General features: G+C 39.3%; 13 protein-coding genes. 7 read left to right on the forward strand and 6 right to left on the reverse strand.

Going from position 1 to position 13,874, the window contains the following annotated elements; genetic code table 11:
- Window positions 1-278: 278 nt before the first annotated feature.
- The 3 genes from ACNQO6_RS04610 to ACNQO6_RS04620 all read left to right on the forward strand — a co-directional run bounded on the left by ACNQO6_RS04610 (window position 279) and on the right by ACNQO6_RS04620 (window position 3,021).
- Window positions 279-1,277: a Stealth CR1 domain-containing protein gene (locus ACNQO6_RS04610; protein WP_440208231.1), complete on the forward strand. Its 999-nt coding sequence runs from the start codon at window positions 279-281 to the stop codon at window positions 1,275-1,277.
- A 3-nt stretch (window positions 1,278-1,280) separates the two neighbouring features.
- A complete protein-coding gene (locus ACNQO6_RS04615) occupies window positions 1,281-2,039 on the forward strand; it encodes a glycosyltransferase family 25 protein (RefSeq protein WP_005289053.1) in 759 nt (252 codons plus the stop codon).
- Window positions 2,040-2,109: 70 nt separating this feature from the next.
- Window positions 2,110-3,021, forward strand: a complete 912-nt coding sequence (locus ACNQO6_RS04620) for a glycosyltransferase family 32 protein (protein WP_440208232.1) — start codon at window positions 2,110-2,112, stop codon at window positions 3,019-3,021.
- Between the two features lie 18 nt (window positions 3,022-3,039).
- Here the strand turns inward: ACNQO6_RS04620 and ACNQO6_RS04625 are convergent, their stop codons facing one another.
- Window positions 3,040-3,936 carry a lipopolysaccharide biosynthesis protein gene (locus ACNQO6_RS04625; protein WP_440208233.1) on the reverse strand — a complete coding sequence of 299 codons (897 nt, stop codon included), beginning with the start codon at window positions 3,934-3,936 and terminating at the stop codon, window positions 3,040-3,042.
- 78 nt (window positions 3,937-4,014) lie between these two features.
- Complete coding sequence (locus tag ACNQO6_RS04630; protein WP_440208234.1) at window positions 4,015-4,917, reverse strand: glycosyl transferase; 903 nt, start codon at window positions 4,915-4,917, stop codon at window positions 4,015-4,017.
- 115 nt (window positions 4,918-5,032) lie between these two features.
- Here ACNQO6_RS04630 and ACNQO6_RS04635 point away from each other — a divergent pair, with 115 nt between their 5' ends.
- The 4 genes from ACNQO6_RS04635 to ACNQO6_RS04650 all read left to right on the forward strand — a co-directional run bounded on the left by ACNQO6_RS04635 (window position 5,033) and on the right by ACNQO6_RS04650 (window position 9,840).
- Window positions 5,033-7,000 carry an HAD-IA family hydrolase gene (locus tag ACNQO6_RS04635; RefSeq protein ID WP_440208235.1) on the forward strand — a complete coding sequence of 656 codons (1,968 nt, stop codon included), beginning with the start codon at window positions 5,033-5,035 and terminating at the stop codon, window positions 6,998-7,000.
- A gap of 335 nt (window positions 7,001-7,335) precedes the next feature.
- On the forward strand, window positions 7,336-8,133 hold the full coding sequence (locus ACNQO6_RS04640; protein WP_440208236.1) for a glycosyltransferase family 25 protein: 798 nt from the start codon (window positions 7,336-7,338) through the stop codon (window positions 8,131-8,133).
- Window positions 8,130-8,903: a glycosyltransferase family 25 protein gene (locus ACNQO6_RS04645; protein ID WP_343578906.1), complete on the forward strand. Its 774-nt coding sequence runs from the start codon at window positions 8,130-8,132 to the stop codon at window positions 8,901-8,903. Before ACNQO6_RS04640 ends, ACNQO6_RS04645 begins: the two co-directional genes overlap by 4 nt.
- 130 nt (window positions 8,904-9,033) lie before the next feature.
- Window positions 9,034-9,840, forward strand: a complete 807-nt coding sequence (locus ACNQO6_RS04650; RefSeq protein ID WP_440208237.1) for a glycosyltransferase family 25 protein — start codon at window positions 9,034-9,036, stop codon at window positions 9,838-9,840.
- Between the two features lie 31 nt (window positions 9,841-9,871).
- Here the strand turns inward: ACNQO6_RS04650 and ACNQO6_RS04655 are convergent, their stop codons facing one another.
- The 4 genes from ACNQO6_RS04655 to ACNQO6_RS04670 form a co-directional block, all read right to left on the reverse strand.
- On the reverse strand, window positions 9,872-10,735 hold the full coding sequence (locus ACNQO6_RS04655; protein WP_440208238.1) for a lysophospholipid acyltransferase family protein: 864 nt from the start codon (window positions 10,733-10,735) through the stop codon (window positions 9,872-9,874).
- An 11-nt stretch (window positions 10,736-10,746) separates the two neighbouring features.
- Window positions 10,747-10,962 (reverse strand): hypothetical protein, encoded by a 216-nt coding sequence (locus ACNQO6_RS04660; RefSeq protein ID WP_199949564.1) that lies wholly within the window; start codon window positions 10,960-10,962, stop codon window positions 10,747-10,749.
- 125 nt (window positions 10,963-11,087) lie between these two features.
- Window positions 11,088-12,869, reverse strand: coding sequence for an aspartate--tRNA ligase (gene aspS / locus ACNQO6_RS04665; protein ID WP_005226864.1), 1,782 nt, complete (start codon window positions 12,867-12,869; stop codon window positions 11,088-11,090).
- Between the two features lie 144 nt (window positions 12,870-13,013).
- Window positions 13,014-13,784 carry a DUF4184 family protein gene (locus tag ACNQO6_RS04670; protein WP_440208239.1) on the reverse strand — a complete coding sequence of 257 codons (771 nt, stop codon included), beginning with the start codon at window positions 13,782-13,784 and terminating at the stop codon, window positions 13,014-13,016.
- Between the last annotated feature and the right edge of the window lie 90 nt (window positions 13,785-13,874).

Below are 13,874 nucleotides of genomic sequence, written 5' to 3' on the forward strand. Positions count from 1 at the left end.
TTCCAAAAGGTTTGATTTTGTTAGGTATTGTGAATTTTAAGCCGGCATTCATGAACAGGAAAAAGACAATAACATGATCGACCCGATCAATCGTTCTGGAGCATAAAATACTCAATAAATATAATATATTGATTTATATCAAATGATTGACTTATTACGATTGAGCGCTATTACGAAAAGAGGCTGACGGTAAACAGATCAGTGGTGCTATCATAGGTCATTAGATTAAACATCCTTAGCCGTATTTTCGTGCTTTCTAATTGTTTAAGAGTGAATTGATGAGTGAAATGATGCAACCGGTTGATGTGGTGATTGCCTGGGTGGATGGTAATGATCCAAAGTTAAAACAAAAACGCCTACAGTATCAGGGGAAAAAACAGGCTTCTGATGCGGTGAGTGATACCCGCTTTGCCAGTAACCATGAAATTTACTATAACGTTGCATCTATTTTAAAATACGTTCCATTTTGCCGTCATATTTACATTGTGACCGATGCTCAGCAACCGCAATGGATTGAGGACTTCGTTCGGGATGGTATTTGTGAAGCAGGCAAGATCCGGATTGTTGATCATCGTGAAATTTTTGCGGGTTATGAACAATATTTACCCACCTTCAATACCCGTTCGATTGAAACCATGCTCTGGAATATCCAGGGTTTATCGGATTACTTTTTCTATTTGAATGACGATTTTTTCTTTAACGCGCCGGCGCAGTTAGAGGATATTATTGTCGACCAGAAAATGGTGATCTATGGTCATTGGCAAAGTAGTTTTGCGCTCAAGGCCAAACTCTGGTACCGCCAATTGTTAAATCAGTATTTTGCCAAGCCGATTCAACCCAAACATATGATTGCGCAAATGTTGGGGGCGGATATGCTTGGATTTAAAAAGTTTTTTGAGATTCATCATTATCCGCATGCTGTGGACCGTAAGATACTGCAAGACTATTTGCTTGCGCATCCGGAGTTTCTGGAAAAACAGATTCAGTATAAATTTCGTAGTGTCGAGCAAATTAACCCGATTTCATTGATGAACCATTTAAAGATTAAGCAGAATGAAGCAGTGTTAAAACCTGATCTTGAGATTGCTTATTTAAAGAATGAAAGTAGTTTAAATAGCTTCTTGCATAGTCTGAATAATACGCAGATTAAATATGGCTGTATGCAAAGTCTGGATCAGTTGAGCGATGCTGCAGCACAGCAGATTTATACGGCTTTAAATCAGAAATTAGCGGGCTACTTACCCCACGTTTTATTGGCTCAAACAGCCGAAGGATAAAGAATGAAAGTTGTAACTTATCTGATTAACCTGGATGGTAGTGATCAACGTCTGGCGAGTGCAACCGCACAGTTGCAGCAACAAGATTGGCCGTTTATTCGTTTTTCTGCCTACGATGGTCGCGGCAAAGCGCTGTCTGAGTTTAAACAATATGATGATGCCGAGGCGCAGCGGATTTTAGGTCGTAGCTTGATCAATTCCGAGCTTGGGTGTTATCTGAGCCATTATGGTTGTGTGGAAAAATTTCTCCAAACAGATGCCGATTATCTAGTGGTGTTGGAGGATGATATTCAGGTGCTACCGAACTTTAAAAATAATCTACAATCACTGCTGAACTATCTGGATCAACATAAAGAGTTAGACTGGTATGTGGTGAATCTGGCGGCGAAAAAGAAGAAGCTTGCCAAAGATATCGTACAGATCGAGCAATATAACTTATGGCATGCCTACTATTTCCCGATCCGGGGGGTGGGGCTGGTCTGGTCGAGAAAAGGTGCTGAGGAGTTTGTCAAACTCGGCAAAGAGATTCATGTACCTGTCGATATTTTCTTTCAGGGCTGGCTTAGTAAAAATGGCAAAGGACTTGGGGTTTGGCAGCCGTTCGTGAAACCAGCGGGTCTGGATAGTGATATTCTGGGCACGGTTGCAACACAGGGAATTCAGCGTAAGGATCTGGAAAAGCGTGATGCCTCTCATGGCTTAAAAAAACAGAAACGTATGTGGCGTGATCGCTTTTATGCATTCAAGCATCTTTATTTTTAATTAATATTGTCCGGTCAAATCACCTGAGTAAAAAGTTGAGGTGAGTTGAAGATATGGCTGAGTAACCTGTATGAAAATATTTAAAAAAATATTCTATCTCTTGAAGTTCTATACCTTGTATTCGAATAAGAAGAGAGGGGTGAATCCAGCCATCGACAATGAAGCCGATCTGATTGTACTCAATCCGACCACTCCTGATGCGGTTATTCCCAAGAAAATCTGGATGTATTGGGAAGGTCCATTAGCTGGATTTGTAGAAAAATGCGTGGAACAGGTCAAAAAGACCAATCCGGATTATGAAGTTCATTTTCTCACACCGGATACAGTGAAAAGCTTTTGTGATATTGATTTTAGTCGCTTCCCTAAGGCAACACCGCAACAAAAGGCCGATTTACTCCGTTTTGAACTGATTTATCAATATGGCGGAATCTGGTTAGATGCTAGTACTATTGTGTACGAGAATCTGGACTGGATTGAGGCGTTGGTCAAAAAGACTCGGACTCAGAGCTTTGCTTATTATCGGGCCAAGAATACGACGATCAAAACCTTTCCTGTTTTAGAAAACTGGTTATTGGCAAGTGCAGCAAAAAATCCATTTTTCAAGTACTGGTTTGATGAGCTGGTGACTGCGATTGAATTAACTCCGAAAGTTTATCTGCAAAAATTGAAAGAAACACAATCTAATTATCAGGACTTGTTTCAGCATATTGGTCGCCTGGAGTATCTGGTGGCGTATGTGGCTTGTCAGAAGGTGATGCGTCAGCATTTGCCGAGTATGTGCCTCATTAACTGTGATAAAAATGCACTGTATTTTCAGGTGAAACACCAATGGGTGAAAGAAAAAGTACTGATTGATATGGCAATTCACTATCCACCTGCTGAAATGCCAAAACTGATCAAGCTTGCAGGTAAGGAAAGAAAAACCCTGAGTCATTATTATGAAAAAGGGATGTACCTAGAAGGTTCATTGCTCGATATCTAAAACAAGAGCGAGCAGAGCTTAAAGCAAGGTTTTGGGGTCAATCTTCTCAAATGCATGTACTGCACTGCTTTGAGATAGATTAAACACATGAATTCCTTTTTGATGAAAGAGTGCAGCAGCGACATCAAAGGCTTGGAATACCTCATTGACATGACGATTTAAAGTCGTCGGTTGTTGATACTCATGATTTTCATAGAAACGGGGTTGTGTGAAATTGTTCATATCCAGACCCGCAATATAAATTTCTTTATAACTTAGGGTGTAAATCACCTGAAGCGCTACATACGCGACCGTAAAGTAGTCAAAGGTTCCTTTGAAAATATCTTGTGAAAATCCAAAACCCTTCTGAATAAAAAAGTCTTTTTCATTTTGATCATAGTGTTTTGCGTGATCTAAAAAAACTTCAATGATATTGTCTGTAATGGTTTCTATGATCTTGATCTGACAGCGGATCTTTTCTATCCGAACTTGTCTGAGAATCATATCTAGACAACGGGTTGTGGTGAAAAAGGTGCAGTCCGTATTCAGGACTTTCAGAACCAAATCAAAGCGACAGTCAACAAAGTTATGGTCAATAATGATGTAGCTGGAAAATGTGATCGACTCAAATGCGATTGCACCGTTGACTCCAATATAGTCTATGTCTGGGCGATGCAGAATTTCGGGATCGAGTTGTTGAATAGAAGGACCGGCCGCCACCAGCATACATTTCTTGTGGTTAATCTGTTGTGGGGCAAGATTGTCAGAAACTAATTGTTTTTTATAATAAACCTGTTCAATTCGATAGTGCTGGTCTCTTGTTACAGTATAAAGCGGCCAGTAACGACGGTTATGTTTTGCTGCTTTAGGAAAGAAAATTTTATAAATTAATTTATAAAGACTTCTGGAAATTGAACCTGAGAAGAAGTGCACCATTTAAACGGACCATTTATAAAATATCGTCAAGAACAATGGAACCAGATGCTCGCAGGAGACAGTCTAGTTCCATAGATATTAGTCATCTAAAGAAAAACTTTTCTTTTTAAACTTGGCTTTTAAATTATGAAGAGAACGGGCAAACCAGTTTTTGTCTTCAGGACGTGTCACTTTGTTTCCACGATAATGAATTTGAGTAGCTTTAGAGAAGTCACCAAAAGGTTCAATCTGGTAATTTTCCGGACGATAGCCTGCTGCTAATGCTTCTTCATAATACTGGTCAAAGAGTTGCGTCAGGTCACTTCTTGGATGAGGCATGATTTTACCGTCAAACCAGTGTTTTTGACCTGCAGCTTCTAAGCGCGGTAAAGAATATTTATGGCTAAACTGAGTGCCCATATCTGAATAGTGAAGAATTTTAATCTGATCAATCGCTAATTCTTCACCATCAATATTATTGTATGAATCTTGATAAGGCTGAACCAGTTTCGGCTTATCTTTTAATAAGCGCATCAGTTTTTTGTGGCTTTCTGGATCTGCTTGTATGTCTTTTAATGGCGGTAAGTAGGCTTTCGCCTTTTCGCAATCCCATACACAGGTACACAGTCGGGCCGAGTTCTTGCCACCTTTGGCAATCACCATGGCATCATCTTTCTTGGGATGTGCCCATAATTCTGCAATATCACATAACACAACCACATCCGCATCCATATAAATAGCACGGCCCTGAAAATTACATGACTCTGGAATTGCCCATCTAAAACCTGAAAAAGGGGTTGCCCAATGCTCAGTGTGCCAGCCTTCGCCCGTCTGTTGATTGGTATACCATGGACTATTTGGGTCGTGGCTGAGCTGCATCCATATGATTTCAACGGGATGTTTGGTATGCTTGCGGACACTATAGTCCAGTACCATCATTTGTTCTAGATCACAGTTATTGGGATCGCAACCGACAAAAATTTTAATTGTGGAGTTAGACATTCCTAGCTTCCATCTTTAAGGCTGTATTCATAATTATAGTCTAAAAAGAGTGACGATTTTTGAAATATTTCTCTAGTCGTGATTAATTTACAAAGTGTTTATGTGAGGCAATGTAGTGATAACAAATACATTTATTGAGAAAACCAAAAAAAAGATTGCCAGAGCTGAAGTTGTTTCTTTTGATATATTCGATACTTTATTATTACGCCCATATCTCTCTCCTCGTGATTTATTCTTACATATTGAAATTGATCAATGTTTGGAGGGATTTGCTTTTGCGCGAAGGGAAGCAGAGTTGAGCGCCAGAAAGAAAAATCCTGATAAACAGGAGATTTGTTATGATGATATTTATAATGAAATTGAAGCTCGATTTGCAAGCGCCAAAAAAATTGAATTAGATTGGGAGTTTATGGTTCTCCAACCGAATCCTGAGATGAAAATACTTTGGGATTATGCGCTTGAGTTAAATAAGAAAGTGATTGTCATATCAGACATGTATCACTCATATGAAGACCTTAGCCAGTTACTTATTAAAAATAAATTTCATGCTTTTGAACATCTTTATGTGTCTAGCGACTATGGTAAAACCAAGAAAAAAGGGGCCTTGTTTGAACAGGTTTTCCATGATCTACAGGTGAAACCACAGGATATTGTCCATATAGGGGACAATAGAAAAGGCGATTTTAAAACACCCGCAAAATTAGGTATGCAGGCAATTTTATATAAACAGGTTGCTCATCAGTTTTTAGCCGTAAATGAGCGAGCAAGACGGTTTACTGAACAGAATGTCCCAAGTTTAGGCAAAAGTATTCTAGTAGCCATGTTGGCTATGAGATGGCGTAAGCACACTTTGCAACAAGTACGTGCTCAATATTGGGAAGATATTGGTTATGCCTATGCAGCGCCTCTGGCCTATGGTTATAGCAAATGGATTGAAACAACCGCTCAGCAGAAACAACTCGACCATCTTTTATTTGTTGCTCGAGATGGATTTTTATTACAAAAAGCTTTTGAGCAATTCCATTGCGGTAAGATTAAGACAAGTTATGTATATGCACCACGTTTGCTGAATCTGGTTTATCGTCTGGATTATGACAAGCGTAACATGGAGCATGTTCAAACGATTGTTGATTTCTATAGTCATAAATATGCAGATATTCGTGAGTTAAGAGAGACTCAATCCCTGATTAAAACAAATGATTATCACCAGTTTATTCAATCACATAAGCATATGTTTGAGCGTTATGCCAAAGAAATGTATGCAGATTACCATGTCTATATTGATGCAATCGTGAATAAACCGGAGAATGTTGGTCTGATTGATAGTAAGACCATCGCATTTACTTCACAAAAAATGTTGGAAGATGTATTGCAGCGACCAATTCAAGGGTTCTACTGGTCGACGCTATTGCCTTATCGAACGAAAAAATATGCTTTCGATACTTTTATTCCGAATAACTTGAATACACTTGATCCGAATGTGTTTACTAAAAACTGGAAATTTATTGAGCTACTTTTAAGTTCGCCCGAGTTTTCCATTCAGGGGGTTTCACAAGAGGGGCGAGCGATCTATAAAGATGATCCGAGTGCAGATGAACGAGTCATCAAAGAGAATTACAATCAAATTGAGAAAGGTGCTGAAACCTTCTATACCGATATTAAAGCTATTTTTGGTCAAACACCTATTTATATAGAAGGTCAGGAACTTGTTTCCTGGGTGAATATCTTTTGTGATCATCCTAACAGTCATGACATTAAAGAAATGGCTGAGATCAGATTAGCTATTGATGCCTCCCACCATCGTAGTGTCCCTTTATTCTCGATGAAGACTTCATGCCTGGACTTTTTTAAACAACCTAAGGTGACCTTGAATGCGTTAAAGGGTATTGCTTGGAGAACGCCGCTACAATCACTTATTTTACATATGCTTAAGCCAATAAAAGTAAAAAGGAAACAGACCAAACAAGTTAAAATCAGCTTTTTCCCTTATCTTAAAGTGCGATACTTTTTGTGGACCTTATCACTGTTTAAGCGATTTTCTTTTCAATTAAGTTTAGGCAACCACAAAGAACATAATTCTTAGTGTTGTGTGTCTTATTAATCAGCTGAGTCAGGACGCCTACTTAGTGTCTTTAGATCAGCTTGCTTAGCGTTGCTAAGTATTTTTGTTTAGAAAAGGACGTGTTGAGTAAATTTTTAATGAGCAGACTATATTGAATATTTTCTTAAAGTATTGAATTTAATGTGTTTGATGGTGAGCTTGTTTGCGGGGTGAAATGAGCTTTCTAACTGAAATATTATTTTTTATCCTATATTTAAAGGATTTCATCTCATCTCAATTTATGTGTATCTGAAATAATGTACATCATAATCAAAAACAAGTATTCTTAGCGCCTACAGGCATATGGCCTAATTTGTATGAATCATTACTATCCCGATATGAAAAAGTTTGTTGTAAGTCTCTCAAGCGCAGTCGAGCGTCGTCAGCATATATCAGCTCAATTTGAGAAACAGGGCATCGAATTTAGCTTTTTTGATGCTGTGACACCTGATATTGCAGCTTCAGATGCGCAAGTCATGAACCTCAGTGTCCATGAAAATCATATTGCTCGGGGAGAACTTGCCTGTTTCATGAGTCATGTTCACTTATGGAAAAAAATTGTTCAGGATAATATCCCTTACATGGCTATCTTTGAAGATGATATTCATCTCGGTGAGAAAGCGCATGTTTTTTTAAATCAATCGGACTGGATTGAGAAAGATTGGCATTTAGTTAAATTAGAAGCATTTACCCCTAAAGTTATACTTGGTCCTAAACATAAAGATTTTCCTCAGGAAGGTCGCGAGATCTATAAACTAACCGGCAAGAACTTGGGTACTGCAGGTTATATTCTTTCCCTAGACGGGGCAAAGTTTCTTTTAAATGAAATTAAGAAAATGGATTATATTATTCCATTAGACAACTTTATGTTTGAATATGCTGTTAAAAATCATAGCTTTATGATGTATCAAATGCAGCCTGCCTTATGCATTCAGGATACGATCTTGCACTATCGCTCGACCAGTATTCAACTTAAAAGCCAGTTAACTTCTGAAAGAAAGAAACGAATGCATGCAAACAAGGCCAATGGGTTACAAAAAATTATGGTCGAGTTGGCTCGAATTACATCACAATTGAAGATTACTCTATTTGCCCGTCGAGTGACTTTTAAGTGAAAAATTTTGTTATCAGCTTAAAATCTGCTACGGATCGTAGAAAGCATATTGAAGAACAGTTTGGAGAAAAAGGAATCGTATTTGATTTCTTTGATGCGATTGAACCTCCGCAAGTTGATCTTCAAGCTGAAAAAATTGGCTTGATTCTTCGTCAGGGTGATCTCAGCCGAAATGAATTGGCATGCCTGTTGAGCCATGTATCGTTGTGGCAAAAAGTTATTGATGAAAAAATACCAGCAATCGCAATTTTTGAAGATGATGTACATTTGAGCCATGATGCAGAGCTGTTCCTAACTGACTCAAGCTGGTTACAGTGTGATATTGTCAAGCTGGAAAAATCATATAAAAGTGTGATTTTAGCCCTGGAAAAAACACAAGTTTTCAAGGATAAAGAGTTCATTTTAAGGAAGTTAAAAAAACCTCACTTAGGTGCTGCTGGTTATATTTTGTCCTATCAGGGTGCGTTAGCACTTCTGGATTATATGAAAAGCCAGAATGAACTTGATCATGTTGATCAAATTGTTTTCCGGAAATATATTCATGAAGGAGAGCTTGGAATCTATCAATTGAATCCAGCTTTATGTATTCAGGACTATATTCTAAATCCTGAAGAACAAAAATTTAAAACCAGTCTGCAATGGCGTAATAAAGAAAAAATTAAGGTCAAAGGATTGAAGAAGTTATTGCGCGAACTGAACCGCTTTTTCACTCAGTTAAAAGAGTCTCCTTATAAAACCAAGCTCAAATTTATGAAAAGTAGTAAGCATTAAGCTCGCGTTATATTGGTTTAATCGTGACTCTTTTCTCGCTTTGCATCATGCGAATATTTCCTTGTGGTTCATTTTATATGGTTTAGTTGTATAATCCTGATTTTTATTCTCAAGCATGATGGTTGTCTAAGTGAGTATTTTTGTTATTAGTTTAGATTCTGCGGTTGAGAGAAGACAGCACATTGAAGCAGAATTTAAAAAATATTTAGTTGATTTCAACTTTTATGATGCAATCACCCCCGTCACATCTGATGAAGCCGCAAAAAGTGTCGGAATTGATTTAAGTCGACGTGGAGACTTAACAAAAGGGGAGGTTGCCTGTTTGTTAAGCCATGTCATGCTCTGGAAAAAGATCGTTGATCTTGATCTGAAGTATATGGCTATTTTTGAAGATGATATTTATCTTGGTGAAAATATACAGAACTTTTTTAATGATTTTTCATGGATCCCAGAAGATGTCCATATCATTAAATTAGAAGCCTTTGATAAAAAAGTTGATATGGCTTTTTTCCCAAAATTATCAAAAGATGGGAGAAGCTTATATCACCTTAAAGCCATGCATTTAGGTGGAGCTGGTTATATTTTATCAAAAGCAGCAGCTGAACATTATCTTGCATTCATTGCGAATATGCCAAAATTGGTACCTGTAGACCATATCCTGTTTGGTTGTGATGTTAAATATGGGAAGTATGAAACCTATCAAATCACCCCGGCGATTTGTGCTCAAGATTTCTATATTTATAATAAATATGATAATTTGCCAAGTCATTTGGAAGAAGACCGTTCAGTCCGTCACAGAGCTGAGAAGTTGGCCCGACTGCAACAAAAGAAGAAACTAAGTCTATCACTTAAAGTCAAAAGAGAAATTTTCAGATTAATTTCGCAACTTCTAAAGCTTACGAAATTCTCTGCATATCGAACGGTAAAATTTAAATAATTAGGTTTTATTTATATGAGCTGTCTGTAAATTATTTATAGACAGTCTTATCACCGCCTCTAAACCGTTTATAACCCCACATATATTCAGCAGGAAAGCGGTTGATCATCTGCTCAACAGCTTGATTGAGTGCAGTGGTGGCAACTTCGATATTCCGATCATATAGTGCTGGATCATTCAGATCATCACAATACACATCAAATCCCTCACCATCGTCACGACGGAAACAGCTCAGCCCGACTAAACGACATTGGGTTTTTTGAGCCATTTTGCTGGCCAGTGTACTGGTTAGGCAGGGAATTCCGAAAAAAGGAACCACGACACCGCCGGAAGGATCGGGAACATGATCAGGCAGAATCACACTGAAACCACCTTGTTTTAGATTCTTAAATAGAGCTTTGACACCCGAAGCATCTGTCGGCACTAAAGTTGCGTTGAGGCGTTGACGTGCATGTAAGGCAAAAGCATTGAACCCCGAATCTTTCATCGGCTTATACATGATGGTCGGGATGCCATATTGATGTACCCATGCATTCATCATTTCCCATGTACCTAGATGCGGAGTAATGATCAGTGCACCGCGAGGATCGCTCAACGCATCGGTCAGGACTTCCAGATGATGCACGGTATGAATCTGTTGAATGCTCCACTCGGGTGGCATGGCCCAGCATTTTCCAGATTCGATATAGCTGAGACATTGCCTGGTCACACTTTCACGCGCAAGCTGCTCTTTCTGCGTTTGGCTCAGTTCAGGATAAGCCAGTCCAAGATTGACCCTGGTTTTCCACAGCATACTTTTATGCGGATTCTGATTGATAAAGTAGGCTGCCACTTTTGCGATACTACGTAAAAATGGGAGGGGTAAAATACGGAGCAGAGTAGGGTAGAACGACATTCTAATGGGTCTTATTTATCGGCGTTGCCTTTAAGCACCATATAAATCAGTGCAACAAAAATCAGTAAGGCGCCCACCAGACTACTTACACAGAAGTATAAAATACGTTGGTTGGTATCCATATTGAAAAGCTCATTTGCCAGGATGTAACGCATAAAGAACCATTGAGCAAGTGAAAACACAATAATTACAATTGCATGTCGACGTACATCAGGACGCATTGCCATAAGACTGACCTCTCAATAAAAAGCAGCCTATTATGCCATTAGCGGACATGATCTCAAAGCAAAACTCGGTATTATAAAAAAACCCTGCAGTGTGCAGGGTTTTTGTTGAAGCATAAACTCAAGGTTTATTTTTCTTCAGCTTTTGGTTTTTCACGTAAACGGATACCCAAGTCACGCAACTGGTTTGCTTCAACTGGTGCTGGCGCTTGAGTCAACGGACATTCAGCAGTCTTGGTTTTCGGGAATGCAATCACATCACGAATCGAAGATGCACCTGTCATGAGCATGATCAAACGGTCAAGACCGAATGCCAAACCACCGTGCGGAGGCGCACCATAACGTAATGCATTCAGTAAGAAGCTGAATTTCTCTTCTGCTTCTTCTTCGCCAATGCCTAAAGCTTCAAAGATTGCCTTTTGCATCTCTAAGGTATAAATACGAAGTGAACCGCCACCGATTTCTGTACCGTTCAATACCATGTCGTAGGCAACAGAAAGTGCTTCACCTGGATTGTTCTTCACTTCTTCAACGCTTGATTTTGGCAGTGTAAATGGGTGGTGAACAGAGGTCCATTTACCATCATCCGTTTCTTCAAACATTGGGAAATCAACCACCCAAAGTGGCGCCCACTCACATGTTGCAAGGTTAAGATCATGACCAATTTTCACACGAAGTGCGCCCATCGCATCGTTTACAACTTTGGCTTTATCTGCTCCAAAGAACACGATATCACCATTCTCAGCACCCACACGTTTTAATAGATCAAGTACGATTGGCTCGATGAATTTAACGATTGGAGATTGAAGACCTTCGATGCCTTTTTCAAGTTCGTTGACTTTGATATAAGCCAAGCCTTTCGCACCGTAGATGCCTACGAATTTGGTGTATTCATCGATTGCACTACGCGGTAATGAACCAGCGCCAGGAACGCGTAAGGCAACGATACGGCCTTTAGGATCTTTGGCAGGACCAGCGAAAACCTTGAATTCAACGTCTTGCATTAAGTCTGCAACGTCAACAAGTTTCAATGGAATACGCATATCCGGTTTGTCAGATGCATAATCACGCATTGCGTCAGCGTAAGTCATACGTTCAAACTTATCGAATTTTACATTCAATAATTCGTTGAACATTTTAACGGTTAAGCCTTCCATTAAATCCATGATGTCATCGTCACTCATGAACGATGTTTCAACGTCGATCTGGGTAAATTCAGGCTGACGATCCGCACGTAAGTCTTCGTCACGGAAACATTTCGCAATTTGGTAATAACGATCGATACCGCCCACCATCAACAACTGTTTGAACAATTGTGGTGATTGTGGAAGTGCGTAGAAGCTACCATTTGAAACGCGGCTTGGTACTAAATAGTCACGTGCACCTTCTGGTGTTGCGCGAGTCAAGATTGGTGTTTCAACGTCAAGGAAACCATGATCTTCAAAATAGTTACGGATCAGGTTGGTGACTTTAGAACGGAAACGTAAGCGCTCTAACATTTCTGGACGACGGATGTCCAAGAAACGGTATTTCAAACGAATTTCTTCTGAAATATTGGTATTTTCGTCATTCAACGGGAATGGCGGAGTATCAGAAGCTGCAAGAACTTCGATCTCTTTACCTAAAACTTCAATCTGGCCACTCACCATGTTGGCATTTTCAGTACCTTCATAGCGACGACGAACACGACCTGTAATTTTTAAAACAAATTCTGAACGTGCTTTATCTGCTGTTGCGAATGCTTCAGGGGTATCTGGATCGATCACTACCTGTACGAGACCATCACGGTCACGCATATCAAGGAAAATCACACCGCCATGGTCACGGCGACGATGAACCCATCCGCATAAAGTCACTGTTTGATCGATTTGGGCTTCAGTTAAAGAGCCACAGTAATGAGTGCGCATCATATTGAATTATTTATCCAAACTATATTGGCTGTAGAAGGTGAATGCGTAAACAGCGCAGCACCAATGAAGGGGAGATTATGCCTTGTTGAACGTATAGTCTCAAGTCTTAATGTTTTCAAGCGAATTTTAAACACACGCTTTTTGTTAAAATGATTTGCTACGGGCAGTTCGATCCAAAAACAAGAATAATAGACAGGCCATGGTAAAGACAGTTAAGCCTGCTTGAGTAAATTCATTCATCGATTTGCCAATAAAAAAATAAGGTTCATTCTTCCAAAGATCAGCACGAATATGACGGCTATAGTCCAATACTGACAACAGCCCATATAAGATGGAAAGGATCATGCTAATCAGTGCAAATCCCTTGAGTTTAGAGGGAACGGGATGATGATGTTTATGCGTTTTATAATAATCCCAGCACATTTTTATCAAAAACGGCAAGGCAATAATTGAAGAGCCAATCTGCAAGACAAAGTGTAGTGGATAACTAAAACCCAACAATGAAATGTTCTGAGCCAGCGTTTCTTTAAAAGCAAACGTTCGAAAATCAAGATGGGTGAGCCCATCCCAAATCAAATGTGTACTGATCCCGACGATAAGTGCAATGCAATTTAGAAAGCTGAAAGAAATAAAATCATCCAGTGACTTGATCTTTAGAGGATCTTGAATCTCAAGACAACGATAAGTCACAGGCCGATAGATGACATACCACAATAGACAAAAACATAGGCCAAGCGGCAGGTTCGGAAATAAGAGACCGGCCCATTGATGGGTCAAAGGGGAATCTTCTTGTGTAAATAATCGATAAAGATCAGGTGTCATACAACCAATCGCCAAGGCGGCGACAGGTAAATGTCCTTGACTCAGTTTGGATAAAGGTGGAGCAAGTACAGCATGTGACAGAGTAAAAGGCATATCGTTGGGGAATAACCATTGATTGCAAACATGGACAAGCAGTTTAACAAATGTGCTTGGTCAGACTGTTTTTTATTGCAAAATAAATGA

Origin of the sequence: Acinetobacter calcoaceticus (assembly GCF_051947995.1) — a bacterium.
Lineage (GTDB): Bacteria > Pseudomonadota > Gammaproteobacteria > Pseudomonadales > Moraxellaceae > Acinetobacter.

What these genes read in the sequence shown, in the direction of transcription:
- ACNQO6_RS04630 (WP_440208234.1), bottom strand. Translation starts at nt 4,917, where the DNA reads ATGTCTAACTCCACAATTAAAATTTTTGTCGGTTGCGATCCCAATAAC.
- ACNQO6_RS04615 (WP_005289053.1), top strand. Translation starts at nt 1,281, where the DNA reads ATGAAAGTTGTAACTTATCTGATTAACCTGGATGGTAGTGATCAACGT.
- ACNQO6_RS04610 (WP_440208231.1), top strand. Translation starts at nt 279, where the DNA reads ATGAGTGAAATGATGCAACCGGTTGATGTGGTGATTGCCTGGGTGGAT.
- ACNQO6_RS04655 (WP_440208238.1), bottom strand. Translation starts at nt 10,735, where the DNA reads ATGTCGTTCTACCCTACTCTGCTCCGTATTTTACCCCTCCCATTTTTA.
- ACNQO6_RS04620 (WP_440208232.1), top strand. Translation starts at nt 2,110, where the DNA reads ATGAAAATATTTAAAAAAATATTCTATCTCTTGAAGTTCTATACCTTG.
- ACNQO6_RS04670 (WP_440208239.1), bottom strand. Translation starts at nt 13,784, where the DNA reads ATGCCTTTTACTCTGTCACATGCTGTACTTGCTCCACCTTTATCCAAA.
- ACNQO6_RS04625 (WP_440208233.1), bottom strand. Translation starts at nt 3,936, where the DNA reads ATGGTGCACTTCTTCTCAGGTTCAATTTCCAGAAGTCTTTATAAATTA.
- ACNQO6_RS04640 (WP_440208236.1), top strand. Translation starts at nt 7,336, where the DNA reads ATGAATCATTACTATCCCGATATGAAAAAGTTTGTTGTAAGTCTCTCA.
- aspS (WP_005226864.1), bottom strand. Translation starts at nt 12,869, where the DNA reads ATGATGCGCACTCATTACTGTGGCTCTTTAACTGAAGCCCAAATCGAT.
- ACNQO6_RS04660 (WP_199949564.1), bottom strand. Translation starts at nt 10,962, where the DNA reads ATGGCAATGCGTCCTGATGTACGTCGACATGCAATTGTAATTATTGTG.